Source organism: Psychrobacter sp. I-STPA6b, from assembly GCF_020662265.1.
Classification (GTDB): domain Bacteria; phylum Pseudomonadota; class Gammaproteobacteria; order Pseudomonadales; family Moraxellaceae; genus Psychrobacter.
Map to the genome: position 1 here is coordinate 49,635 of NZ_VEWM01000022.1, position 25,671 is coordinate 75,305.

The 25,671-nt window shown below is 41.2% G+C and carries 19 protein-coding genes, 4 tRNA genes and 1 CRISPR repeat array; of the genes, 11 read left to right on the forward strand and 12 right to left on the reverse strand.

Features of this window, described 5'->3' with window-relative positions:
* Positions 1–62 precede the first annotated feature (62 nt).
* From FHK88_RS03300 to FHK88_RS03330, 7 genes are all read right to left on the reverse strand, one after another.
* Complete coding sequence (locus FHK88_RS03300; protein ID WP_227429364.1) at positions 63–755, reverse strand: 50S ribosomal protein L25/general stress protein Ctc; 693 nt, start codon at positions 753–755, stop codon at positions 63–65.
* Positions 756–1,049: 294 nt separating this feature from the next.
* Positions 1,050–2,003: a ribose-phosphate pyrophosphokinase gene (locus FHK88_RS03305; RefSeq protein WP_227429365.1), complete on the reverse strand. Its 954-nt coding sequence runs from the start codon at positions 2,001–2,003 to the stop codon at positions 1,050–1,052.
* Positions 2,004–2,112: 109 nt separating this feature from the next.
* Positions 2,113–2,188 (reverse strand) — tRNA-Gln (locus FHK88_RS03310).
* A 164-nt stretch (positions 2,189–2,352) separates the two neighbouring features.
* Positions 2,353–2,428 (reverse strand) — tRNA-Gln (locus FHK88_RS03315).
* 109 nt (positions 2,429–2,537) lie between these two features.
* A complete protein-coding gene (gene ispE / locus FHK88_RS03320) occupies positions 2,538–3,503 on the reverse strand; it encodes a 4-(cytidine 5'-diphospho)-2-C-methyl-D-erythritol kinase (RefSeq protein WP_227429366.1) in 966 nt (321 codons plus the stop codon).
* Positions 3,503–4,270 carry a lipoprotein insertase outer membrane protein LolB gene (gene lolB / locus FHK88_RS03325; RefSeq protein ID WP_227429367.1) on the reverse strand — a complete coding sequence of 256 codons (768 nt, stop codon included), beginning with the start codon at positions 4,268–4,270 and terminating at the stop codon, positions 3,503–3,505. The genes ispE and lolB overlap by 1 nt, the downstream gene beginning before the upstream one ends.
* Before the next feature lie 78 nt (positions 4,271–4,348).
* A complete protein-coding gene (locus FHK88_RS03330) occupies positions 4,349–6,379 on the reverse strand; it encodes a tetratricopeptide repeat protein (RefSeq protein ID WP_227429368.1) in 2,031 nt (676 codons plus the stop codon).
* Between the two features lie 258 nt (positions 6,380–6,637).
* Between FHK88_RS03330 and hemA the strand changes: the two genes are divergently transcribed.
* Both hemA and FHK88_RS03340 read left to right on the forward strand, forming a co-directional pair.
* The gene (gene hemA, locus FHK88_RS03335; protein WP_227429369.1) at positions 6,638–8,035 is read left to right on the forward strand and encodes a glutamyl-tRNA reductase; all 1,398 of its coding nucleotides are present in this window, start codon (positions 6,638–6,640) and stop codon (positions 8,033–8,035) included.
* A 163-nt stretch (positions 8,036–8,198) separates the two neighbouring features.
* On the forward strand, positions 8,199–9,344 hold the full coding sequence (locus FHK88_RS03340; protein ID WP_227429370.1) for an aminotransferase class V-fold PLP-dependent enzyme: 1,146 nt from the start codon (positions 8,199–8,201) through the stop codon (positions 9,342–9,344).
* Positions 9,345–9,449: 105 nt separating this feature from the next.
* Here the strand turns inward: FHK88_RS03340 and FHK88_RS03345 are convergent, their stop codons facing one another.
* Positions 9,450–11,105: an AMP-binding protein gene (locus tag FHK88_RS03345; protein WP_227429371.1), complete on the reverse strand. Its 1,656-nt coding sequence runs from the start codon at positions 11,103–11,105 to the stop codon at positions 9,450–9,452.
* 358 nt (positions 11,106–11,463) lie between these two features.
* Between FHK88_RS03345 and FHK88_RS03350 the strand changes: the two genes are divergently transcribed.
* From FHK88_RS03350 to FHK88_RS03385, 8 genes are all read left to right on the forward strand, one after another.
* Entirely contained in the window at positions 11,464–11,655 is a 192-nt protein-coding gene (locus tag FHK88_RS03350) for a hypothetical protein (protein WP_227429372.1), read from the forward strand.
* 184 nt (positions 11,656–11,839) lie between these two features.
* Positions 11,840–14,041 (forward strand): NADPH-dependent 2,4-dienoyl-CoA reductase, encoded by a 2,202-nt coding sequence (locus FHK88_RS03355; RefSeq protein ID WP_227429373.1) that lies wholly within the window; start codon positions 11,840–11,842, stop codon positions 14,039–14,041.
* Positions 14,013–14,207, forward strand: coding sequence for a hypothetical protein (locus FHK88_RS03360; RefSeq protein ID WP_227429374.1), 195 nt, complete (start codon positions 14,013–14,015; stop codon positions 14,205–14,207). The genes FHK88_RS03355 and FHK88_RS03360 overlap by 29 nt, the downstream gene beginning before the upstream one ends.
* A 247-nt stretch (positions 14,208–14,454) precedes the next feature.
* Positions 14,455–15,983: direct repeats of the CRISPR family, unit length 28 nt; unit sequence GTTATCCATCGCATAGATGGTTTAGAAA.
* Between the two features lie 548 nt (positions 15,984–16,531).
* Complete coding sequence (locus FHK88_RS03365; protein WP_227429375.1) at positions 16,532–16,693, forward strand: hypothetical protein; 162 nt, start codon at positions 16,532–16,534, stop codon at positions 16,691–16,693.
* 89 nt (positions 16,694–16,782) lie between these two features.
* Positions 16,783–16,868, forward strand: a tRNA-Tyr gene (locus FHK88_RS03370).
* 87 nt (positions 16,869–16,955) lie between these two features.
* Positions 16,956–17,040, forward strand: a tRNA-Leu gene (locus tag FHK88_RS03375).
* Between the two features lie 161 nt (positions 17,041–17,201).
* Entirely contained in the window at positions 17,202–18,221 is a 1,020-nt protein-coding gene (locus FHK88_RS03380; RefSeq protein WP_227429376.1) for a hypothetical protein, read from the forward strand.
* A 110-nt stretch (positions 18,222–18,331) separates the two neighbouring features.
* Positions 18,332–19,636, forward strand: coding sequence for an outer membrane protein transport protein (locus FHK88_RS03385; RefSeq protein WP_227429377.1), 1,305 nt, complete (start codon positions 18,332–18,334; stop codon positions 19,634–19,636).
* Positions 19,637–19,777: 141 nt separating this feature from the next.
* On the opposite strand, the gene FHK88_RS03390 is transcribed toward FHK88_RS03385, so the two are convergent.
* Together FHK88_RS03390 and FHK88_RS03395 are read right to left on the reverse strand one after the other, a co-directional pair.
* Positions 19,778–21,103, reverse strand: a complete 1,326-nt coding sequence (locus FHK88_RS03390) for a D-arabinono-1,4-lactone oxidase (protein WP_227429378.1) — start codon at positions 21,101–21,103, stop codon at positions 19,778–19,780.
* Positions 21,091–22,278 carry an alanine racemase gene (locus FHK88_RS03395; protein WP_227429379.1) on the reverse strand — a complete coding sequence of 396 codons (1,188 nt, stop codon included), beginning with the start codon at positions 22,276–22,278 and terminating at the stop codon, positions 21,091–21,093. The genes FHK88_RS03390 and FHK88_RS03395 overlap by 13 nt, the downstream gene beginning before the upstream one ends.
* 289 nt (positions 22,279–22,567) lie before the next feature.
* Between FHK88_RS03395 and nemA the strand changes: the two genes are divergently transcribed.
* Positions 22,568–23,665 (forward strand): N-ethylmaleimide reductase, encoded by a 1,098-nt coding sequence (nemA, locus tag FHK88_RS03400; RefSeq protein ID WP_227429380.1) that lies wholly within the window; start codon positions 22,568–22,570, stop codon positions 23,663–23,665.
* 75 nt (positions 23,666–23,740) lie between these two features.
* Here the strand turns inward: nemA and FHK88_RS03405 are convergent, their stop codons facing one another.
* Positions 23,741–24,433 carry a hypothetical protein gene (locus FHK88_RS03405; RefSeq protein WP_227429381.1) on the reverse strand — a complete coding sequence of 231 codons (693 nt, stop codon included), beginning with the start codon at positions 24,431–24,433 and terminating at the stop codon, positions 23,741–23,743.
* 3 nt (positions 24,434–24,436) lie between these two features.
* Positions 24,437–25,351, reverse strand: a complete 915-nt coding sequence (locus tag FHK88_RS03410) for a hydrogen peroxide-inducible genes activator (protein WP_227429382.1) — start codon at positions 25,349–25,351, stop codon at positions 24,437–24,439.
* Positions 25,352–25,671 lie beyond the last annotated feature (320 nt).

Sequence of the window (25,671 nt, forward strand, 5' to 3'; positions counted from 1 at the left end):
AGATAAATGACAGTACTTTTGCAAGTAATGCTATTTACGATATTGTGAAATATACAGAATGATTATTCTGCGTCATCACCTTCGCTGTCTTCAGCGCTGTCACCACCTTGCTCAGTGGCTGGTACTTCATCTGCATCAACATCTTCAGCAGGCTCATCAACTTCTTCCACAGTAGGTGGCTGCATGTTGACGATAGTACGGTCTGTACCGTCTTCAATTTCAAGCTCATGAATAACAACGCCTTCTGGTAGCTTGATGTCTGACAAGTGGTAAGAATCACCAATAGACATACCTGATACGTCGATTTCCAAGTATTCTGGCAGTTGTGATGGGATACAAACGATTTCGATATCTGATACCAATGTAGATAAGATACCACCTTCTTTTGTACCAGGCGCTTCTTCTTTGCCCACAAAGTGAACTGGAACATTCATGTGAATCTTCTGACCTTTTACAACGCGCTGGAAGTCAGCATGCATTGGGTAGCCTTTGGCTGGGTGGCGTTGTAAGTCTTTGATAACTGCTTGATGTTCTTCGCCATCAGCATTGATGGTTAGAATGTTTGAGAAGAATGCTTCGTTATCAAGAAGTTTAACTAGCTCATTGGCACGGATAGCGATAGCAGTTGGCTCTTCATTACCACCATAGATGATGGCAGGAATTAGGTTTTGCTTACGCAGGCGGCGGCTCGCACCTTTGCCCTGCTGTTCTTTAGTACGAGCAATGCCCGTTACAGTGTATAGTTCGTTACTCATGGGAGTATCCTTAATTTATGAAAGGGGATGCACTTAATATAAAACTTGCGACCAGCTTTGCTATTGTGTACATCAAAAGTTGTTGCATGCGATGGATATGAGTTATCAGCTAGGATAAGTGTATCTTGCATCGGCATACATACCCAAGCTCGCAGTTGCTGATACTTGGATAAAAGAAGAGGCGGTATTATACGCCTTTTATTAAAAAGAATCCAATAAAAAACCGCTATCTATAAGAGATAACGGTTTTTATAACTCGTTTTAAAGCACTTGAATTGTGTTTATGAGTCGTGCTTAGTTGATATATTCAAACATCGCACTGATAGACTCTTCGTTATTGATCCGGCGTAAACTTTCTGCCAGCATTGAGGCAATGCTTACTTGACGGATTTTATCACAGGCTTTGGCTTCAGCAGATAATGGGATAGTGTCTGTGACCACAATCTCATCCAGTGCTGATTCACTGATATTTTTTAGGGCATTACCAGATAAAACAGGATGAGTGATGTAGCCAAGTACTCGGCGTGCGCCATTATCTTTTAGCGCTTGCGCTGCTTTGCACAGAGTTCCTGCGGTATCGACCATATCATCGACAATCACACAATCACGATCACGAACATCACCGATGATATTCATCACTTGTGACTCATTTGCACGTGCGCGACGTTTATCAATAATCGCCAGATCGGTATCACCAAGCTGTTTTGCCATGGCACGGGCGCGCACCACACCGCCAACATCCGGTGAGACAACCATTAAGTTATCATAGTCTTGCTGTAATAAGTCTCTTAATAACACAGGTGTGCCGTAGATATTATCGACTGGAATATCAAAGAATCCCTGAATTTGGTCTGAATGTAAATCTACAGTCATGACACGGTCAATGCTAACGATGTTTAACATATCAGCAACGACTTTGGCAGAGATAGGTACACGAGCAGAGCGGGGACGGCGGTCTTGGCGAGCATAACCAAAGTAAGGCATGACCGCAGTGATACGCCCAGCACTAGAGCGACGCAACGCATCTGCCATGACCATGATTTCCATCAAATTATCATTGGTAGGCGCGCAGGTAGGCTGTAGGATAAAAACGTCTTTACCACGAACATGTTCTTTGATTTCGACAGCAATTTCGCCATCAGAAAATCGAGTAACATCAGCTTTACCAAGGGGTATATGAAGGTGGTCGGCAACGGTTTTTGCCAGTTCGGGGTGGGCATTACCAGTAAAAATCGCCAAATAAGGCATGACAAACGTCCTATTGATTGACTCAAGCAGTGACGACTAAGCAGTGTCTAACTGCTCAAAATAAGAAATATGATTAGAAAAGTATACTGAACGCAAAGGATGATAAAAATGGCAGGGGTAGCTGGACTCGAACCAACGAATGCCAGGATCAAAACCTGGTGCCTTACCAACTTGGCTATACCCCTGTAAAGGTTGGAAAACTTATTATTACAGAGTCTAATATAGACATTATACTGTAATAATTCCTAGTGGCGTTCGTTGCGAACTATACCGAACTTAGGACTAAGTTGTCAATCATAGTGGTTAATTTTGCTTAACTACTGTGATGGGTGATACAAAAAAGTATAAATGGCAGGGGTAGCTGGACTCGAACCAACGAATGCCAGGATCAAAACCTGGTGCCTTACCAACTTGGCTATACCCCTGTATGGGCGACCTATTATACATATATTTTTTTTGATTGCAAGTTTTTTAATCTGGTGTTATCACATTTTTATCTTATTAATAGGTTCTTTATTGTCAAAAGTTGCTATTTTACTTTTGACTGAAAGTATTGGTGATTGTGTTTGTAATTATCGCTGTGCAGGGAGCTTGATGGATGGCATCTTTGATATCGCTCAAATATTGTGCCTCAAAAGGCAAGAAGACACAGCTACCTGAGCCAGTCATTCGTGCTGTGCTATGGGTAATACCTTCAAGTGTGCGTAAGTAGTCTAGTGCCTGTTGGACAGGGTTACTAAGTTGGCATACGACAGGCTCAAACACATTGCAATACGGTGGATTGAGCTGATATAGATAGTCTGTATATTGATGGTGAATGTCTGTCAGTGGCACAGACGACATGTTGCGACATAAATCGGGGTGGGCAAATAGCTGCGCAGTACTAATGTGAGCTTGAGGTGTGAGCAAGACGTAGTGCTGTGCTGGTAGGTGGATGGCAGTTAACTTTTCACCAATCCCCTCAGCAATGGCATCTTGACCATATAAAAAGATAGGTACATCTGCACCGACGGATGCGCCGATTTGTTGCAGTTGTTTGGTGGTTAAATTAAGTTGCCAAAGCTGATTTAGCGCCAGTAGTGTGCTGGCGGCATTAGATGAGCCTCCACCCAGACCTGCGCCGGTTGGTAGCTGTTTATCAAGATGAATCTTGATAATAGGCAGCTGTGTCGGTAGACACTGGTGTTTGTATAGCCACTGCAACAGATGTTGTGTTGCTTTGATAATTAGGTTGTCTTGCGGGTTGGTCGTTAGCTCAATATCACAGTGTAGTGTGATGAGTTGTGTACTTAGCTCTGTAGCATCATTCACGGGTGTTAAGTTCGGGCTTATATAGTGTGAAGTCTGCCAAAATGATAAGGTATCGCCCCAGTCTAATAAACGAAAGACCGTTTGTAGGTTGTGATAACCATCATCACGTCGCCCTGTAATATGTAGAAACAGGTTGAGTTTAGCAACACTTCGCATGTGTAATGATGGTGGCGTATCAAACTGTTTCATTATTCGTCATCACCCGAGATATCAGTATTAGCAGTATCAGGGATGCTGTTTTCTTGTGTTGATGTAGGCTCATTGGCAGTTTGAAAATCTGGTTCACTATGCGTAATGGTCATAACCACCTTATGACCATCTTGTTTTTTGACTGTAATTCGATTGGGTAGTGTCGTATTAGGTGTATTGCTGTTCGGGTATTCGAAGCTGGCAACCCAGTCACCATTGGTTGCGCTGGTTAGCTGATTCTGATTATTAAAGTCTAGGTCACTATCCGAAGGCGTTGGGCGCCCAGATATCCAGTAGGGAAGTTGAGAGATGGGTGCTTGCCAGCCAGTGGCTTGTTGTAGCAGTTCTTCAGGACTATTGGCAGTGATGGTACCTGCTTGTTCATTGATTAGTGTTGCCGTTTGACCATTATACTCTATGACGGTATGCCCAATGCCTAAAGCTCCCGTGAGATCTATGGTAAAGCGGTCACCATCTTGCGCCCACACATAAAAAGCACTGCCTGACTGTGCATTGTTTTGGGTATTTTGTGGCACGATAATACCAATTTTTCCACGGATACTGAAAGCCTGTAGACGGCTGGGCGTCTTGCTATCAGCTAAGGTGCTGGTTGCAGTTGGCTGATGTAAACCAGTTGTGGTTTGGCATCCAGTTAGTCCAAGGAGTCCAAACATGGAGGCTGTAATAACCAAGCGACTGTGTTTAAGAATAGGCTGAATAAGAGAAGCATAGCGTTGATGTATATTTTTGTGGGTTATATCATACATGGTCAAAATCATCCTAAAATCATATGAAGTGTTAAGTGTATTTAGAGTGGTTTAGTGTGAGTATTTTAGAGCTTTGCGTTAATATGACTGTATTTGGTCAGCGACATTTTTTTGTCCAAAGGCAAAGCGGTTTTGCAAATCTTGTAGCAGTACGCTGACTTGTTCATCGTTGCCTAAGCCTTGATAAGCACGTAACAGTAAGACACCTGTTTTTAAGGTTGGCATGACTTCGTAAGGAATACTGAGTCGGTCAATGACTTCTTGGTATTTTGATTGGGCTAACGCATCTGATGCTAATAAATTAAGCGCTTGCAAATAGCTATCGCTATCATAGTTTGGATTACCAAAAGGAATCGCAACGATATCACGAGCAATGCGCAATCCTTGTGCGCTGTCTTTGCCCGATTCAAATAATAAAGTAGCATATGCCAGTCGGTATTCTGTATTTTCTGGGTCTAATGCCAACAAGTGCGATAGTACCTTTTGTTTTGCATCATAGTCTGCTTTATTATCAAATAGTTGTGCTTGAGCAAATAGAACGTCCACATCGTCAGGGTAGCGCTGGCTAGCTTCTTGTAATACTTGCTGTGCTTGCTCTGTTTTGTCCAAATGCCGAAGTATCTCAGCCTGTAAAACAGCACTTTCGGGAGCATAAATATCAAACTGTGCGCTCAGTTTATCAAGTGTTGCTAGTGCTGCATCAGGGTCATTATTAAGCAGTTGGATAGCGACCACTTTGCGCCGTGCAGATAGCACTAAATCCTCTTGCATCACTTTCGATAGATAGCGCTCAGCCATGGCATAGTTATGTTGCCGTTCAGCACTGATGCCAAGATAGTAATATGCCTGATCTAGGTAATATGGTGAGGTTGCTAAATCAAGTAGTAACTCGTCCGCTTGTGAGTAAGCTTCGATATCAATACCCACTAAGGCTGCCAGCAGGGTAATCTCTTCATCTTGTTTAAAGCGTTGATGCGCTTGTAGAAGTAGCTCCCATGCTTGCTGAGACTGCTTTCGTGCAAGTCGATAGCGGATTTCATAAAGATATAATCCCTTACTATCTGGTAGTCGTTGCCTTTCTGTACTGATATAGTCAATGACATCCGTAGCAGGCAATATTTTTTGTAAAATATCTGCTTTTAGGGTAATAAAAGGTTCATTATCCGGTTGATGCTTTAGTGCTTTACTAATATTAACTAAAGCAAGCTCTGGTTGACCGAACTGCAATTGTAAACCAGCTTGCATAACAAGTAGTGATGGATTTTCATGATCAGGCAACTGTTGTAATAAGGATAATAGTTGCTGTTGGTCACTTGCATTATTGGGATAAATACCAATTAATATTTCACTTAAATCTGCTTGTGGATCATAGGTAAGTATTTGGTTAAGCGCATCACTGGCAGTATTGTAATCATGGGCTTTGAGTGCTAAGTGCGCAACATAAAACCATGCAGGAATGTGATCAGGGTTTTGTTGTTGCCATGCTTGAGCAAATGCAAGTGACTCTTGGACAGGCTCATTTTTTAATGATAGATTTAATGCGCGCTCAAAGACAGCGGTGGCGTTATCATTAAAAGCTTGCTGTTTATAGATTTGTAGAGCCTTAGTAATATCTCCACGATCAGCATCAAACTCAGCCTGCAACAGTGCATATAAGCTGGGTTGGCGAGTAGGTATTATATTTGCTGAAGTCTGGCTTGTTGTTTGTTGAGAGGAGTCATTCATTACATCTGTTGTAGGATTTGCTACACTACGGATGCCGCCACTCTCGGTATTATCATTTTGGGTTGTGTGTTGCTGGCTATCTGTATCAGGCTGGTCAGTATCTGTTTGGTTACCTTGTGAATAAGAGGGCAGTAAGATTCTTAACAATGAGTCAAATACATTGGCTTGGGCATGGCTTGGATAAAAACTGCTACTTAGTGTGATACAAATCCCCATCATGAATGGCATAAGTTTTTTTTGAGAGGAGTTTTCACCATCTATTATTTGGGAAGATGTTGCTGTGTTGGGCAAAGACAGTCTGTTTTTTAGCCCAATAGCTGTTGCCTGCCCAAGAAGATGTTTAGGCTGGTGCTGTGGATGAGAAGATAAAGTTGATAAAGACATAAGTAAAATAAAAGCTGACAGACCAATTGGCATTATATAATTATGGATGTGGGATACAATAGTGAACTTGTTAAGATAAACACTGATAAGGTTAACAACCTGTAATATTATGAACTCCTTATTTATTCAGTGGTATAATTGGCAGTTTTTAATTTAACATGTTTTTATCAATTCATTTTAATTTTGGCTAAATTTTTAAATATTGGATAGATATTTAAAAAATTACTATAACTGACATCGATATGGTCTATTTCGCATATGAGATTAGTGGTCATTGGGGTTAATCACAAAACAGCGCCTGTTGCTTTGCGTGAGCGCTTGGCATTTGTGGGTGATGAACTGACGACAGCCTTACAACAAATCGACCATTTTACCGATGGTAGCGTGATTGTCTCTACGTGTAATCGTACAGAGATTTACGCCCTTGCACCCTTATCTTTATCTGCTTTAAATGAGTCAGCAACTTCTCAAAATAAACAGCCAGATAAGAAGATAGCGTCTGAGACAGCATATATACAAGATGGACATGGTGGCTATGAGGTTTTGATAAAAGCCACCATTACACGGCTGATTGAGTGGTTAGCTCACTTTAAGGGACTGACTATTGAAGATGTTAAGCCCTATTTATATATCCATACCACCACACAAGCATTAAATCACTGGTTGCGGGTGGCAGCTGGTTTAGACTCAATGATTCTGGGTGAGCCACAGATATTTGGTCAGATAAAACAAGCCGTGAATCTGGCACAACAAGTGCGTGATATGTCCAGTGAGATGCACTGGGTGATTGAGCAAATTTTTGGTGCTGCCAAACAAGTCCGTAATGATACGGAAGTTGGCTCACAGGCAGTCTCTTTAGGTTTTGCTGCTGCCAAGTTGGTGACACAGATTTTTGATAAGCCAGAGCATACCACACTGTTGGTTGTGGCGGCTGGTGAGATGAACCGTCTGGTCGCAACCCATATTGCAGAGCTTGGTGTCTCTCGGATTATTATTTGTAATCGTAGCCCTGAGCGTGCGCAATTATTAGCTGACCAGCTTGCCAGAGCAGGTAGGCATATTGAAGTTTATCCATTATCACAACTGGCTGAAGTCTTACCACAGGCAGATATTGTCAGCAGTTGTAGTGGTAGTATGGATGCTCTGATTGATAAAAATATGACACGTCATGCACTAAAACAGCGTCGTTATCAGCCAATGTTAATGGTAGATTTAGCTGTGCCTCGCGATATTGAGCCTGCCGTTAGTCGTATGGATGATGTGTATCTATACTCCATTGATGATTTACAACATGTCATCGAAGGCAATCTGGAGCAACGTCGTCAGGCTGCGGTTGAAGCAGAGCTTCTGGTCAGTCATCTGGTGGTGGAAATTGAGCATCGTTTTCAAGTGCGTCAGGTGGGTAGTGAGATTCATGAATATAGAAATGCTGCGCACAGTCGAGCAGAGCAGTTATTAGCAGAGTCCTTAGTTCAGCTTAGACAGGGCAATGAGTCACCTGAAGCTATTATGACCGAGTTGACTCGGCGTTTAACCCAAACTTTGACCCATGCTCCCTCAAAGCTAATGCGTAAAGCTGCCAGAGAAGGAGATAGTGAAATGCTTGCATTGGTTGTCACAGGGTTAAATGATGCGTATCGTCAGCGTTTAAAATAAAGTTGTACTATTGATGAGTCATACTTACAATATTAAGTATGGTTGTTTACATTTAATATTTTAATATCAAGCAAGTAATTTTGCGACATCGTCAGTTGTGAAGCTATTTTTGTGTTTCACTATTTTATTAGATTTTATTATTACATCAGATAAGGAGTATCTTATGCCAGCATTACGCCAAGACATCGATCCCGATGGATTATTAGAATATTCAGTGGTTTATACCGACCGTGCATTAAACCACATGTCGCAAGTCTTTCAACAAGTGATGCGTGATTTATCAGCCAATCTAAAAGAAGTCTATCAAGCCGATGCCGTTGCCATTGTCTCAGGCTCTGGTACGTTTGCAATGGAAGCAGTTGCTCGTCAACTTGCCAATGATAAAAACTGTCTTATTATTCGTAATGGTTGGTTTAGCTACCGTTGGACGCAAATCTTAGAAAAAGGCAAAATTGCCAAATCCAGCACCGTATTAACAGCCAGTCGTCAAGAAGATGATGTTGAAAATGGTGAACCTGCTCCCTTTGCACCAGTCGCCATTGAAGAAGCAGTGGCTGCTATCAAAGAGCAAAAGCCAGATGTGGTCTTTGCCCCACATGTTGAAACTGCATCGGGTATGATATTGCCAGATGACTATATCAAAGCGTTAAGCGAGGCGGTGCATAGCGTGGGTGGTTTATTGGTCATTGACTGTATCGCCTCAGGTTGCATTTGGTTAGATATGAAAGCATTGGGGATTGATGTTATCGTTTCTGCTCCACAAAAAGGCTGGAGTAGCACCCCTTGTGCTGGCGTGGTATTGCTAAATGACACGGCTGTAGAGCGTGTAGAAAATAGTGAATCAGACAGCTTTAGCTTAGATTTAAAACAGTGGTTAAATATCATGCGAGCCTTTGAAAATGGCGGGCATGCGTATCATGCGACCATGCCAACCGATGGTTTACGTCAATTCCGTGATGTGTTGCTAGAAGCAAAAGAATTTGGTTTTGAAAACTTGCGTGATGCACAGTGGGAGCTTGGCAATCGTATCCGTGATTTGCTAGAAGATAACGGCTTTGAAAGTGTCGCAGGGGAAGGCTATCAAGCCCCTGGTGTGGTGGTTTGTTATACCGATGATGATGACATTCATAAAGGCAAAGCCTTTGTCGAGCAAGGCGTACAGATTGCTGCTGGTGTGCCTCTACAATGCGATGAACCTGCTAACTTTAAAACCTTCCGTTTAGGCTTATTTGGTATTGATAAACTTAAAGATGTGGACGGTGCGGTGAGTCGTTTTGAGGAAGTGTTGAAAAAGGTACTTGCAAAGTAACATTGCACTTTTTAGCTACTAACTGCTAAATAAAAAGGTGGGCTGTTTAGATAGCCCACCTTTTTATCCATCCAAATTAACAAAAACTTGTTAAAGCTCAAGCCTTTAATGCTTAACCTTTGGCTCTTCATGTGCCAAAGACTTGGCAGCTTGTCTTAGCTCAAATTTTTGTACTTTACCCGTACTGGTTTTGGGGGTTTCAGCAAAAATAATATGCTTAGGAACTTTAAACCCTGATAAATGCTGACGGCAATGCTCCAGCACCTGTTCACGCTCTAGACTGCAACCCTCAGCAATCTCAATAAAGGCAACTGGGATTTCACCCCATTTATCATGAGGGGCGGCAACTACCGCACAACTGACGATTTCGGGCATTTTATACAAGATATTTTCCACCTCAATACTAGAGATGTTTTCACCACCAGAGATGATGATGTCTTTGAGCCTATCCATGATTTTGATATAGCCATCAGGATATTTTACCCCCAAATCCCCTGTACGAAACCAGCCATCACGAAATGCCACTTCGGTATTTTTACGGCTTTTTAGATAGCCTTTCATCACCATATTACCACGCAATGCCAGCTCGCCCATCTCTTCACCATCAGCAGCCACAGGCTCGGTTGTGCCTTGTTTAAACACCTCAAAGCCTGCCATCAAATGCGATACCACCCCTTGACGTGACTTTTTGGCGGCACGTTCAGATATGCTCAGCTCGTTCCATTCGTCATGCTCCGCACATAAGGTCACAGGGCCATAAACTTCGGTCAGCCCATAAACGTGGGTGATATGAAAGCCAATATTTTCCATTTTCTCTAGCATAGACTCCGATGGTGGTGCACCTGCCACCCAGCCTTTAACTTTATGGCTGATGGCATTTTGTAGGCTGGCATCACCACTGGCAATCATATTATGCACCACAGGAGCGGCACAATAATGGCTGACCTTATACTTATCAATTAAACGTAAAATCAAATCTGCGTCAATCTTACGCAAGCACACATTTACCCCTGCACGCTCGGCTATTGTCCATGGAAAGCACCAACCATTACAGTGAAATAAAGGCAACGTCCAAAGATAGACAGGGTGCTTGGGCATGTCCCAATCTAGCACATTAGAGATGGCGTTAAGGGCTGCCCCTCGATGATGATATACCACACCTTTGGGGATACCAGTTGTGCCAGAGGTATAATTTAGAGCGATAGCGTCCCATTCATCATCAGGTTTTTCCCAATTATCTAGCTTATCACCACTAGCGACCAATGCCTCATAGCTCATTTGTCCAAAAGCTGGACACTCAATAGCAGAGTCAGTGGCGTGAATGAGGATTAAATCTGGGAAAGTCTCTTCAATCACCTCGACAAAACGGGCAAATTCACTGTCCAAAATCAGCACCTTCGCCTCAGAATGTTGCAAGCAAAAAGTTAGGGCGTTGATGTCCAAACGGGTATTTAGAGTACATAACACTGCCCCTGCCATCGGCACTCCAAAGGCAACCTCAACCATAGCAGGTACATTGGGCAACATTACCGCTACCGTATCATTTTTATCAATCCCTAATTTACGCAAACCATCGGCAAGCTGACGACAACGGGTAAATGTCTGCCCCCACGTTTGCGTTAGCTCATTATGTTGTAGATCATCATAAATAATGGCAACTTTATCAGGATAGATAAATGCACTGCGTTCGATAAAGTCAATGGGGGTAAGTGGTTGAAAGTTGGCAGGTGTCTTGCTCAGACCAGTATGGAAGTCTGTCATTGGATAGTCCTTTATCTGTCGTCAAAGAACCGTAAATCCGTTACGGTATCAAGCTTGCTTGCTGTACTATCTATACTCACTTTTTTAGTAAAATAAGGTATCGGAGTTACCTTTCTTTGACGGAATTTAATAAATACATGATGAGTGTGTGGATTACACGCTTTGATTATAGCCTATCTTTTGGGAAAAGTGAAAGTAGTAAATAGTAAGATAAGCCATTGTTAATATTAGTATTGTCGGCTGAAATACTGATAACAGATAGACACGTTAATTACAATTAAAAAATGCTTTTAATATACTTGTAACCATTTGATTTTAATATTTTTTATATAAAAGCTTATATTAGGGAGAATGGGTGATGAAAAATAAAAAAATAGATTGGTTTTTTCTTAGCTTAATAACTGTCATGATGGTGATAGTGGGTTATCTGTTCTTTGAGAATATCTTGTCAGCCATCATATTTGGCTTGGCGATAGGGGTAGCCAATGCTTGGTTATTTTCTAAAAAAAGTGACAAGGACATAGTAAAGAAATCTGAAAAGGACGATTAAAACCAGTATTTATAACTCATAACCATTACTTATTCACTCACCAGTCGTTTGTACAAATGGCGGTGGCTTTCCTGCTTATGATAGCATAGGGCAATTTTAGCATTTGCAACTGTTTATTCAGACTATTTTAGTCAAACTATTGTCAGTATAAACACGCAATAAGCCAAGTCATAAGGATAATGAGATGAGTACCAGCCAATCAGCCACCAATGCTGTCGCCAGTTCGAACCATATTCACAGCACCACGCTCCCTACTAACAACGCTACTAATTCTACTAGCAAACAAAATGCTAGCCAATCGCCTTATCCGCACATTCTTGAGCCACTAGATTTGGGCTTTACTACCCTAAAAAATCGTATCGTCATGGGCTCAATGCACACAGGGCTAGAAGACCGTTTTTATAACTATGGCAAACTGGCGGCCTACTTTGCCGAGCGTGCTAAAGGTGGTGTGGCAATGATGATTACAGGTGGTATCTCACCCAATCGTGAAGGTTGGCTACTGCCTGCAGGTGGTACGATGAACACCAAAGCAGACGTGCTAAACCATCGCCGAGTCACCCAAGCGGTGCATAAACACGACAGCAAAATCATCATGCAAATTCTGCACAGTGGACGCTATGGCTATCACCCATTTTCAGTCTCCTCAAGTGCCATTAAATCACCAATCACCCCATTTAAACCACGCAAAATGAGCATTAAAAACATCGAGCAAACAGTCAAAGACTACGCTCGTTGTGCCACACTTGCCAAAGAGGCAGGCTATGATGGCGTGGAAATCATGGGTTCAGAAGGCTATCTGCTCAATCAATTTTTATCCCGTCATGTTAATCAGCGAACCGACGAATATGGCGGTGATATTTATGCCCGTATGAAATTCCCATTAAATGTGGTGCGAGCTGTACGAGAGGCGGTCGGCTCAGATTTTATTATTATTTTTCGTTTGTCTATGCTGGATTTGGTACAAGATGGCAACGTCATGGACGAAGTGATTACCATTGCCAAAGCCCTAGAAGAGGCAGGGGTCAACATCATTAATACAGGCATTGGCTGGCATGAGGCACGCGTTCCTACCATCGTCACCAGCGTACCACGAGCCGCTTTTGTGGACTTTACCCACGAGGTCAAAAAGCACGTTAACATCGCCGTTATGGCAAGTAACCGCATTAACATGCCAGACACTGCCGAGCAGATAGTCGCTGATGGTCAAGCCGACCTTATCCAAATGGCACGTCCATTTTTAGCAGACCCATATTGGGTGAACAAAGCCAAAGAAGGCAAAACCGACCGCATTAATACCTGTATCGCCTGCAACCAAGCCTGCCTTGACCACACATTCCAGCACAAACGCTCAACCTGTCTGGTCAACCCGCAAGCCTGTTATGAAACCGAACTGGTGTATAAAAAAGCTAAAGTTGCCAAAAAAGTCGCCGTTGTTGGTGGTGGGGTTGCCGGTATGTCAGCCGCCACAGTTGCTGCCAAACGTGGGCATGATGTTACCTTATTTGAGGCAAAAGACCGACTGGGCGGACAGTTTAACTATGCCAAAGTTATCCCCGGTAAAGAAGAATTTTTTGAAACCATTCGCTACTTTACCAACGAGCTTAACCATCAAGGCGTTACCGTCAAACTAGACACCAAAGTTGACAAAGCCATGCTAGAAGAGGGCAAATTTGACCACATCATCATTGCCACAGGGGTTGTCCCTCGTAGCCTAGTGGGCAAACTTGAAGGGGCAGACTTGCCACAAGTCATCAGCTACGCTGACCTATTATCAGGACAAAAATCGGTCGGTGATAGCGTTGCCGTTATCGGAGCAGGGGGCATTGGCTTTGATGTCAGCGAATACCTCACCGCCCACCACACCCAGCCAATGGACGAAATTGACCCTGACCTGCTCAAAGACCTAAGCTATCGCCCAACCCCACAATCCATTGAAAGCTGGCGAGAAGAATGGGGCGTAACCTTAGATAGCGACTATCAAACTGACGGTGGACTGGTAAAACGTGAAAAAATTACTCCCATGCGTCAAGTCTATCTGATGCAGCGTAGTGCAGGGCGACTGGGAGCAGGGCTAAACAAAACCTCAGGTTGGGTACATCGAGCCGCCGTCAAATCGCATGGTGTGATACAACTATCAGGCGTACAGTACGAAAAAATCACCGATGAAGGAATCTGGGTCACCAACCCACAAGGGCATAGCCAACTATTACGGGTTGATAGTGTCGTCGTTTGTGCAGGTCAAGAATCAGTCAATGAGCTAATGCCCAATGTTGGCGACGCCCCCAATGCTCAATATCACCTCATTGGTGGAGCAAAACTGGCTGCCGAACTGGACGCCAAACGAGCCATTCGTGATGGGGCAGAAGTGGCGGCGACGATTTAATATATTAGGAGATTTTTGTAGCCATTCCTGCCGTCCGCTATTATCTGCCAGACTAGGCAAGGCGGTGACACAGTTTGGGGCGTTCCATCTAAACGAGCGACCACCCCAAAACCTAGCCACCGCAACTTGCCTAGCCCGACAGGATAACCGCTACCGTCAGGGCTAGCGGTTACATCTGAGTACTTACAACCATTTATCGTGGTTTGTATTTCGCTTATGGTTTTCGTATCCAACCACATCTACTTTACCTACCTTACTCACTTAAGCGACCCTAGTAAAATACCCTTCTTTTTACGCCTATAAAAATAATAATTAAAATCAACAACTTAAAAATAAAGAAGAAATAGAAGGTAAATTAAGGGTTTTTACCCCGCACACCTTGTTATTAATGACTTTTTAACGCTATAATTCTTGTTATCCATCGCATAGATGGTTTAGAAACAAATCAGCAAGCTGTAGATAATGCGAATAATGTTATCCATCGCATAGATGGTTTAGAAATAGTAAAGGTGAATTTGACGGCAGAGCATATGGTTATCCATCGCATAGATGGTTTAGAAATTGTAAAACAAATCAAAGCAAGAGCAATGGAGGTTATCCATCGCATAGATGGTTTAGAAACGAAAATTATGTTAATGATGAAGTTATTGTTAGTTATCCATCGCATAGATGGTTTAGAAAAGTTAAAGCATTTTGTATGGACGACAGAACACGTTATCCATCGCATAGATGGTTTAGAAATTGCTATCAACAGTTAATAACCCTGTTGCCATGTTATCCATCGCATAGATGGTTTAGAAAATTCTGCGTAGGTGCTGTTTTTACTGGTTGAGGTTATCCATCGCATAGATGGTTTAGAAATTTGATTAGATGTTGTTAGTGTTTTTGCTGGGGTTATCCATCGCATAGATGGTTTAGAAATCCGCCCCATACTGCTAAGGCTTGCCACCCGAGTTATCCATCGCATAGATGGTTTAGAAAAATTATCTAAGGCACTATCTATAGCAACTGTCGTTATCCATCGCATAGATGGTTTAGAAAGTAATGTTAAAGAGCATTACAACACCCTTTATGTTATCCATCGCATAGATGGTTTAGAAATTTGCGGGAACAATATGTGCAAGTTGTTAAAGGTTATCCATCACATAGATGGTTTAGAAAATCTTGCAAGGCTGACTTAAATGGAGCAGTATGTTATCCATCACATAGATGGTTTAGAAAACCAAATGGCTATGGCTGTCATTGCAGTGTTAGTTATCCATCACATAGATGGTTTAGAAATAGAAAGTGGTAAAGGTCGCAAGCAGGGTGTAGTTATCCATCACATAGATGGTTTAGAAAGTCTGTTGTATTCAACACGCTCCAGCATGCGCGTTATCCATCACATAGATGGTTTAGAAAATGTTCTATAGCGTAAATCTTTCCGTCTTTGATGTTATCCATCACATAGATGGTTTAGAAATTTTCAACAAAAACACCTCCGATACTTTCCATGTTATCCATCACATAGATGGTTTAGAAATGACTTTATTGAAGGATTAGATGAATTTATATGTTATCCATCGCATAGATGGTTTAGAAAGATTTGTATTGTGTATAATCTGTCATGATATAGTTATCCATCGCATAGATGGTTTAGAAAACAGAAACAGGGAGGAACTAAGTGATAATTTCGTTATCCATCGCATAGATGGTTTAGAAAAGAGATTATGTGCAATATAAATTAAGCAAATAGTTATCCATCGCATAGATGGTTTAGAAACCCTGACTATAAAACCCCAGTTTCAAAGTATGGTTATCCATCACATAGATGGTTTAGAAAACAAAAAACAAGAGTGGGTGTGCGGTAAATATGTTATCCATCGCATAGATGGTTTAGAAATGTATCGTGGGCTTACGGCTTTGCTCAGTGTAGTTATCCATCACATAGATGGTTTAGAAAGCCGTATTCTGCTCCGTGAATGCCAGTAAATAGTTATCCATCTAAACCCATAAGATGCTATGTCGGATTACTAACCAAGCAAAAAGCCAAATTTGACATAGCATTTTTAAAAACTTATACTTTGGCGAAATTTTGTACGGCCAAACCACTAATCAAACGATCAATAAAGTTATCAATCAAACCAATTAATTATGACACAAACTAATCACAGCACTTACTTACCATTAGCTTATCTGGGTTATTTATACCCAAGATATCGTGGTTCGTTTGTGCCTAAAAATTAGTAAAATTTGCCTTACTGATTAGAATAGCAAAAGCGAGCCATTGGGCTCGTTTTTTTGTGCCTGCTATTTTTAATTAGGGTCTGTTGAACATTCAACTTTCATGGGATATATGTACGTGAGGCGGGTAGTATTGATTAATATCCATAATAAATTAATTTAAATAAATTTAAAAAATTTGTTGACTTTTAAAATTCTATGTCTATAATGACAACCATCTTATTAACACTTATGAATATACCGCTTTGATAAGTGTAAGAGAATATTATGTTGTACTGTATTAAACAGTCTTATTTAGCAAACAGCTTAGTAACTGGCTTACTAAGCAATGCTTTATATCTGGGTAACTTATATTCAGGCTACTCAAGTTATTTGGGCTACTCAAAATATCATGGCTTATCTATGCAAAAGTCTCAGCGTAATTGCTGAAAACTAATTTGCAATCTGATGAGCCGAAAGGCTCTTTTTTTATGCCTATAATTTATTGATTTTAATTATTTTTTAAAACAGCAAAACATGGCGAAGTGGCAGAGTTGGTCGAATGCACCAGACTGTAAATCTGGCTCCTAAAGACACGTTGGTTCAAATCCAACCTTCGCCACCATTTTTTGATAGATTTTATACGGCGTTTTTATCGTATTAAGTTGCGGTGAATAACATCATTATCACAGTAGTGATTTAATCTAAAACCGCTCCCATGGTGAAACAGGTAAACACAGCAGACTTAAAATCTGCCGCCTTTGGGCTTCCCAGTTCGACTCTGGGTGGGAGCACCATTTTTTATAAAAAGATAATAAATCTATTTACATATAGCGATTAAACCTTCTTTTATATCAATTACTTATTACTTTTTTATTGTGTGATAGTAGTGCAATATCTGCTATGCTGTTTGATAGTATTTAGTCACCTATCAAACAAAATAAGGAAAATAATCCGCATGCAACCCATCAAAACATTACTTGCCATATTGATTGCCAGTAGTCTAACCGCTTGTGCTAGCCAAGTGCCTAGCTCATCAAATGGGACAACGACAACTCAAAGTACTACCCAGATTCAGTCGCAAAATGACCAAAATATGCAGGTTATATTTTTGGATAAACAAGCTGGGACGCAACTACTAGCCACAGAAGATGATTACCTAAAAGTGTTAAGCCCCTTTGATTGGTTAGCTAAATTTAAAAGTGAGCGTCCACTAAACCAGCAGGAGCTGCAAGATTATTATGCCAAAGCAACGGTCAATTGGGATGCTGCTTCTAAACAAAAAGTAATGACGGCTGTTGAAGTGCTACAACGTCGAATTGCAGATATGCATTTTAATAACCCACCGACCTTAAAGTTTGTACTAACTAATGGTTTGGTGGAGTCAGGTGCTGCCTATACTCGAGATGACTATATTGTGTTAACAACCAGTTTTTTACAAGAGTCACAAGCTGATATTAACCACTTGGTAGCACATGAGTTTTTCCATGTGTATTCTCGTTATAATCAAAGTCACCGTGATGCCTTGTACGGTACAGTGAATTTCAAAAAAATTCCCCCTTTAGAGTTACCCTCACAGCTTGATGACTTACGAATTAGCAACCCTGATGCACCACGTATGGATTATGGCATTGATTTGCAATATCAAGGTAAAACTTACACTTTTGTGCCTATCTCTTTAGCTCACACGCCTTATGATGTGCAAAGTAATTTGCCTTTCTTTGCATATTTGGTTAATGGACTGTTGGCGGTGACGACAAAAGAGGGTAAGTCGGTACCAGTATTGACAAATAATCAGCCTATAATTGTTGATGCAGAAGATACGAATTTTTATTCTGTTGTGCAGCCAAACTCTGAATATCTCAATGACCCTGAAGAAGTATCCGCAGAAAACTTTTCTAACTGGGTAGTTGGTAATGAGTTAAAGCATCAACAACCTGTCGATAAGTTGCTAAGGGTGATGCAAGATATTCAATAGTGACTTTTAATAATAGAAGATTGACAACATCCACCAATCATTATTTAATGACAAAAATACCACGGTATTTTTAATTTTACTTTTCTTAGCCATAACAAAAGGAACTTGTCATGAACAAGCACATATTAGCCAAACAAATTTCCCTTATTATCGGTGGTTGTGTCGGTATTGTGGGTATAAGCCATGCCGCAGGATTGGAATATACCAAGCAGTCGGTTGCTCCGTTATTTGAAGAGGGTAACTATGCTGAGCTGTCTTATGCCTATGTTGACCCAAAGATGGAAGGTAAAGATGTCGCTGGCAATCGAATTGATGATGTCATGGATGACTTCAATCTTTCAGGAGCAGCGGTAAAAATTGCTCCCACAGCGGATACAGCGTTGGCATTGATATATGAAGAGCCTTTTGGTGTTGATACCATTTATCCAAAAGGCAGTATTTTTCATAATGAGATAGGGGCAACCGAAGCCCGAGTGCGTAATAAAAGCCTAACTTTATTAGGCAAAGGAAATGTGACTGATAATTTCTCTATTTATGGTGGTTTAGAGTATCAAACCATTAAAGGTCATGTCACAGGGGCACAGCCAGTTGGTTTACCGACTGCTTTAGCCAAGAGTGGCATTACTGCTGAACAGTATGCACAGTTATTACAGCAGGCTGCTGCCACTGGTAATACAACTGCTATTGATGCAATTCATCAATTAGCTGCTTCTCCGACACTTTATTCTCTAGACTTTGATAATGATCATACCTTTGTACCTGTGGTCGGTATGGCATATGAAAAACCAGAAATTGCCTTGCGTGCAGCGGTGACCTATCGTGCGCCAGCCACTTATCAGATGTCAGGAAAAGAAAACCTGCAAGTTGTTATACCAGTAGCATTGGGAGGCGATGGTGTGACTCCGACACCAGCAGAGGCAGGATTGCCTATGGCTGGTAAAACAGAGGTTAAATTTCCGCAGTCTGTTAATTTAGACTTTCAAACAGGTTTAAGTGAAAAGCATCAATTGCTTGGTATGGTGAATGCACGTTGGGTAAATTGGAGCAAATTTGAAGTGAGTCCACCACTTGCCACCCAAGAGACACAAGAGCCATTAGCAAGCTACCCAGAAGATGGTTATTCTGTCGAAGTGGCATTGGGTAAGCAGTTTACCCCACAGCTTTCTGGTGAAGTGCGTTTAGGCTATGACCATGGTACAGGACAACCCTTAAGCTTACTAGGACCTTATGGAGCAGTAAAAACGGCAGGTATTGGTGCAAAATACCAGTTTAATAAAAATTTAAGCGTGTCAGCAGGTGGTCAGTATATGTGGCTTGATGGTGGTGATATTGAAACCAAAGCCGATGGCAAAGTGGCAACCATTGATGATGGGTCAGGCTACGCATTGGGTATGAAGGTAGGCTATCATTTTTAATAGATAGGAATTAGTTTTTTAGCCTTCCCCTTATTGCAAGGAGAGGGTTTGGAAGGGGTTTTATAAAGGCTTATCATTTTAAAATGATAAGCCTTTTTTATGCTGTCTTTTTATGGGTTGTCGTATTTAGGTATTTAATCTTTAAGTGTTTAAAAACTTCTGTGCTAACCACTCATTGATAAAGACATTGTGTGGGTCATATTGTTGGCGTAGTGCCAAAAATTTTGGCAAATCAGGGTATAAGTCCAATAATTCCTGATGACTGAGTTTATTGACCTTGCCCCAGTGTGGTCGCCCTTGCCACTGTGCCATTTGTTCTTTGACCCAATTAAAAAATGGCTCACTATCAATGCCTTTATAGACATGAAAAGAAAGCACCACACTGTCATTGCCTTGGGTTGGACTTAAAAATCCTGTTTCGGCTTTATGCGAGCGTACCTCAATGGGGAAGTGTGAGCTTTTGGTGTCTTCAAGCAAAGCCTCATTGATGTGTCGGATACAGGCATCAAAATCGCTATATTTAATAAAGTATTCCGACTCATTAAACCGTACCCCTCGTGGCTTGGGGAACACCTCATAACTATAGCCCTCTCGGATAGTATTGGGGATATTATCGGCAGAAAGCTGACTGACTGATTTGGTGTATTTAGGATTTTTGCGTGCCAGCTCAGAAGCCAAATAAAACGCCCCATTTAATACCACTTTGCTTTCTACTTTATCCTTAAATTTTTGCCATTTACTCATGGGTTTAGGCTCAATGACACTGAGTATTTTTTGTTGTAGCTTATTGGTACCGGGGAATAAAAACCATTCCATGTGCCGATTGGCACGCATCGCCTCATCAAACTGTGCCAACCCTGTGTCAAAATCAAAGACGGCACTTTCTTCTCGCAGTCCGTATAAATCTACCACTTTTAGGGTCAAACGCGTAAAGATGCCAAGCATCCCCATATGAATATGTAAGGCATTGGATAAATCATCATCACCGCGTCGATGCTGATGCAAATTACCGAGTCCATCGACCCATTCCCAAGCGACAATTTGGCTAGATACTGAGCCAAGGGTGATACCTGTACCATGTGTGCCAGTACTGATAGAGCCTGCCACAGTTTGGTTTTGTATATCGCCCATATTCTGCATAGCAAAGCCATGTTCACGCAATAAATCGCCCATCTCATAAAGATAAGTGCCTGCAAACACGGTCACTTCTTTATTGATGCTATCGACACTATCAATACCCCGTAGATGGTGTAAACTTACGGCAATTTCTTCAGGTTTGGCACAGCCACTAAAAGAATGTCCTGCACCAGTTACCCGCACCCGTTTGTTATTTTTCACCGCATTTTTGACGATGTCTTGTAAGGCCTCAATCGACTCAGGCGTGAGTTTTTGCTCAGGGGTAGCGGTCACATAGCCGACCCAATTTTGCCAATGGGGTGAGTCTTGCCACTGCTTTAATGAAAACATTGTCCATCTCCTCGGTAGGTGGTCATACTTCCTTGTATTAGGTATTGATTGTTAATCTTACGATAGGTAATCAGCTCATTAAAATGCTCACATAACTCCCCTGCTTTGGCATGGCGACACCATACATAATCACCAATACCAACGCTAAGTTTGCCAGTGGCCTGCATTGGGGTTTGTACTTCGCCATAGCCTTCATCTTTAAGGATACTCAAATTGTCTGGATAGATAATTTGTGGTGTTTTATCCGTACCCATTACCCCTGATGCCACAAATCCGCCACTATGACAGGTAATCACTTTTGGCTCAGGTTGCCGAGTGACAGGCAATACAAAGCCTGCTGATGGGATGAAACTTGTCATGCTGTCCATATAGCTAAATAGAGCAGGGTAGTAATAGGCAGAGCCAACCGTAATTTCGGTGATTTCAGGTTGCAGGCAGGTAAATGCCATACTGCCACTACCGCCACCATTAACTAGTGTCAGTGGGTGGTTATTTTTGTTAAGCCAATGGGCTATTTTTTGCCGACGTTTACTGACTTGTTTTTTTGATAATGCCTTTAAGGCACGAATGGCAGGGGCAAGTTTTGCTTTATCAGGCAGGTTTTCGGGCAGTCCTGCGATTTGTCCTTCATACCCCATCATCGCTGTTAGCTTGCTGTGTTTAAATTTTTTGGTTTTTTTGAGTAGTTTTTTGATATCACTGATACTAAATAGTGCTGAACGCTTGGTACCAAAGTACAGCCTTGGCAGAGGCATCGACATATTAATATCTAAACACACTTGTAGGGTTTGATTGTATTGGCGTCCAATATCTTCAAGCAGTTGCCATTGCTCAAAACTATCAACCATCCAAATCATGGTTGCACCGTTTTGACAATAGGGTAGGGTTTTGATAATACCTGCACGGTCAAAGGTTGGATAGGCACACAACACATTATCAAAACCGTTGCTAAGCAAGTAAGCAGACTCTTGGGCGCAAAAGCTCATGATACCAATAAAGTTTGGCGTTTTTGCTTGAATATATTTTAAGACATCTATTGAGCGTATGGATTTAGAAGCAATGCGTAGATTGACATTACTGGTCATTTGGTTGACCTGATGGATATTGGCATCTAATGCATCAAGGTCAAGCCATGCTGACGGGGCATAAGGTGGGGTAATATGAGCAAAGTCCATATTGCAGTCCTTTTTATATTCTGCGGATTAACTTGTCAAAGTTACTTTATATCCTACCAGACAAAGCAATACGATGGAAAATGAGAATGAATTTTAATCATATTTTATAAGCAAAAAATATAAAACAGGAGATACTAAAAAAGTAGTAAATAGTGCAAAGGTGTTTTTGTTTGTAAATATACCTTGATAAATCATAGGTATATAGCCATGTTTGAGATATTCAATTCAATATCGTCAAATCAATACTTTCTATAAATAGTTAAGGTAAAACAACATTTAAGGTAAAACCATGGCACACGACATTTTATTTCAACCTCTAAAAATGGGTAAGCAAACCCTAAAAAATCGTATTTTTATGGCACCATTAACCCGACTACGTGCCATTGAGCCTCAAGATATGCCCAATATCTTATCAGCAGAATATTATGCACAACGAGCAGGGGCAGGCTTGATTATCACCGAAGCGACGCAGATGTCTGAGCAAGCTAAAGGCTCAGCAGGTGCGCCTGCTTTATATACCGATGAGCATATTACCGCTTGGAAGGTCATTACCGATGCAGTGCATGCCAAAGGCGGTAAAATTGTGGTGCAGTTATGGCACACTGGTTTGGTGTCGCATAAAAGCGTTCAGCCTAATCGCCAAGCTCCCATCTCTGCCTCTGCCATTGAAGTTGGAGCACGTACCTCATTGCGAGACAGTGATAATCAGATGATTCGAGTCGATGCCACCCCACCACGTTCAGCCAGTATTGATGAGATTAAGCAAGTCATTAGTGATTATGCCTATGCGGTTAAATGTGCCAAAAAGGCAGGTTTTGATGGGGTAGAAATACATGGCGCACATGGTTATTTGCTCAGTCAGTTTTGGGTTAAGCAGACCAACAAGCGCGATGATGACTATGGTGGCAGTCGTGAAAACCGAGCCAGATTAATGCTCGAAGTCATTGACGCTTGTGTGCAGGCGTGGGACGCTGAGCATATTGGTATTCGTCTATCACCTTGGGGAAAATTTAACGAAGTCGATGCAGGCTATGAAGTTGAGGATAATATCTGGTTAATTGAGCAGATTAATAAACGAGGCTTGATGTACTTGCATATCTCTGAGCCTGATTGGGCAGGGGGTAAACCTTATACCGATGAATTTCGTCAAAAAATTCGCGATGCCTTTGATAATTTAATTATTTGTGCAGGCGATTATGATGCCAACAAGGCAGAAAAAAATATGCAGGCAGGTTATATTGATGCAGTTGCCTTTGGTCGCAATTATATTGCCAATCCTGACCTTGCTGAGCGTATCCAACAAGATGCCCCACTAAATGAGCCTCGTGCAGAGTTGTTTTATGGTGGTGGCGTAGAAGGTTATACCGATTACCCGTTTATGGATTAAGTTTGTGTAATATGTAAAAAGGTTTAACTGATATCAGTAGATAAAACAGTAAATAAAAGACAGGCAGGACAAACATCACATGGATGCTAATAACTGCAACTCTTGACTGATGTTTTGTCTTGCCTGTTGCTCATGGGACTGGCGATAACTTGAGGTAAAATATAAGTAAGGCTTGGAGAGCAAGTGTTGTAAAACTTGTTTTCGACCTTGCTGATATTGAGCGGACTCTATTTGTATATATTCAAGACGTACTGCTTTGGCATAAGCCTCATACTGCCCCCAAGGCATACCAAGAATGGCTAAATCCATGTCTAAAAATAATGAAGCATCGGATTTAAACTGCTGTATGCTTGGATATAAAACTGCCTCAGTTTTATCATCTATTTGTGGGGGTTCTAGCGAATGTTTAGCGGTCATCTCTATCAAACTCACCACTACCTGTATCTGCTGTGGGCTTAGCAGATGAGCAAAGCTATCAGCAAAAAACCGTGCACTTTGATGCTCATTATCTTTGTGTAATGGCTCATAGATGATGTCATGATAATAAATCGCCAATGCCACCATATCTGCATCAATAAGCTGACTTTGATATTTTTGCCACTCATTTATTAAAAATACAATGTGGTTTAACGTATGATAATGCCGATGTGATTCTGTGTAATACTGGCTTAATGTCTGCCATAATCGTTCACGGTCATCTGTTGATAATATTGGTACACAGCGAATCATGAGCATATCAAAATGAGTGGCTAAATCTAAATGACCCATTGATTATGCGTTATATTGTTGTTGATATGCTAATAACGACTGTCGGAATAAATCCCCCAATAGTTTTACATCATCAACTCGTGCATAGTTTAAGCGAGTCACAAAGGCGATACGGCGATGAGGACCTTGCTCTGCCAAAGGAATCGTTTTGACATTAGCACTTTGAGCATGTACTTGTTGTAGTGCCATTTCAGGAATAAGAGTAGTACCCATACCTGCCAATGACATCTGTACCAGTGTATTCAAACTGGCATCAGAAAAACTTGACTTCATTGCATCATGATCAAAGTGACATACAGATAAGGCTTGATCGGTCAAACAATGTCCCTCACCAAGTAACATCAGATTGGTGTCATTTAATTCTGAGGCAGAGATATGTGATAATTGGGCATGTGGATCATCCCCTGAAAATACCGCAAAAAAGTCTTCTGCCCAAAACTCAAATGTATGTAAGCCGTCAACTTGATAAGGTAGGGCAATAATGGCAGTATCAATATGACCATAACGTACTTGCTCTAATAAACGTTCTGTTTGCTTTTCTACCAAAGTCATACGGAAATCGGGATAATGATTTTTGAGGTCAGGCAATACTTTGGGTAATAAATAAGGTGCAATGGTAGGAATAATGCCAATGGTCATTGGATAAGCTAAAGGTGTGCGGTGACTATGTGCACATGCGGTTAAATCATTAATCTCAGAAAAAATTCGTTGGGCTCGAACTAAGATATCTTCACCGATTGGTGTAATCAGAACTTGTTTGTTATTACGCTCAAATATCTGAATATCAAGCTGTTTTTCCAGCTCGGCGATTCCTAAACTTAAAGCAGACTGTGAAATATTACAGTCTTCAGCTGCACGTTTAAAGTGGCGGTGTTTTGCAACTGCTAAAGCAAACTCTAATTGGCGTAAAGTAATCATGGACTCTCTCTTTATCGTTGAATTAAGAAACCACCAGATATAGAAGGTGTAGGAATATACCCTGATTATATAATGGTTTTTTGCTGTTTACCAAGATTGATAAAATAAAATATTATATTAAGAACTTTTAACTTTATTAACTATAAAAATCAAGTATAGTAGATATTGTTAATTAGCAAGGCACATGCAAATATAAGTGTTGAAAACTGACATTTAAATGACATCAACAGATGTTAACGTAAAGTGCTAACTAAAGTCTCTAAAGACTTTAAGATAGTAGTAATAATCATAATATAATATGAATTTTGCTGACTATAAAG

Excerpts from the sequence above, each read along its gene's own strand:
- FHK88_RS03360 (WP_227429374.1), top strand. The coding sequence starts at position 14,013 with ATGGGGCAGAAGTGGCGGCGACGATTTAATATATTAGGAGATTTTTGT.
- FHK88_RS03405 (WP_227429381.1), bottom strand. The coding sequence starts at position 24,433 with ATGGGTCATTTAGATTTAGCCACTCATTTTGATATGCTCATGATTCGC.
- ispE (WP_227429366.1), bottom strand. The coding sequence starts at position 3,503 with ATGAAACAGTTTGATACGCCACCATCATTACACATGCGAAGTGTTGCT.
- FHK88_RS03340 (WP_227429370.1), top strand. The coding sequence starts at position 8,199 with ATGCCAGCATTACGCCAAGACATCGATCCCGATGGATTATTAGAATAT.
- FHK88_RS03395 (WP_227429379.1), bottom strand. The coding sequence starts at position 22,278 with ATGGACTTTGCTCATATTACCCCACCTTATGCCCCGTCAGCATGGCTT.
- FHK88_RS03410 (WP_227429382.1), bottom strand. The coding sequence starts at position 25,351 with ATGATTACTTTACGCCAATTAGAGTTTGCTTTAGCAGTTGCAAAACAC.
- FHK88_RS03365 (WP_227429375.1), top strand. The coding sequence starts at position 16,532 with ATGTTGTACTGTATTAAACAGTCTTATTTAGCAAACAGCTTAGTAACT.
- FHK88_RS03380 (WP_227429376.1), top strand. The coding sequence starts at position 17,202 with ATGCAACCCATCAAAACATTACTTGCCATATTGATTGCCAGTAGTCTA.
- FHK88_RS03355 (WP_227429373.1), top strand. The coding sequence starts at position 11,840 with ATGAGTACCAGCCAATCAGCCACCAATGCTGTCGCCAGTTCGAACCAT.
- FHK88_RS03385 (WP_227429377.1), top strand. The coding sequence starts at position 18,332 with ATGAACAAGCACATATTAGCCAAACAAATTTCCCTTATTATCGGTGGT.
- FHK88_RS03300 (WP_227429364.1), bottom strand. The coding sequence starts at position 755 with ATGAGTAACGAACTATACACTGTAACGGGCATTGCTCGTACTAAAGAA.
- FHK88_RS03305 (WP_227429365.1), bottom strand. The coding sequence starts at position 2,003 with ATGCCTTATTTGGCGATTTTTACTGGTAATGCCCACCCCGAACTGGCA.
- lolB (WP_227429367.1), bottom strand. The coding sequence starts at position 4,270 with ATGTATGATATAACCCACAAAAATATACATCAACGCTATGCTTCTCTT.
- FHK88_RS03345 (WP_227429371.1), bottom strand. The coding sequence starts at position 11,105 with ATGACAGACTTCCATACTGGTCTGAGCAAGACACCTGCCAACTTTCAA.
- FHK88_RS03350 (WP_227429372.1), top strand. The coding sequence starts at position 11,464 with ATGAAAAATAAAAAAATAGATTGGTTTTTTCTTAGCTTAATAACTGTC.
- FHK88_RS03330 (WP_227429368.1), bottom strand. The coding sequence starts at position 6,379 with ATGTCTTTATCAACTTTATCTTCTCATCCACAGCACCAGCCTAAACAT.
- nemA (WP_227429380.1), top strand. The coding sequence starts at position 22,568 with ATGGCACACGACATTTTATTTCAACCTCTAAAAATGGGTAAGCAAACC.
- FHK88_RS03390 (WP_227429378.1), bottom strand. The coding sequence starts at position 21,103 with ATGTTTTCATTAAAGCAGTGGCAAGACTCACCCCATTGGCAAAATTGG.
- hemA (WP_227429369.1), top strand. The coding sequence starts at position 6,638 with ATGAGATTAGTGGTCATTGGGGTTAATCACAAAACAGCGCCTGTTGCT.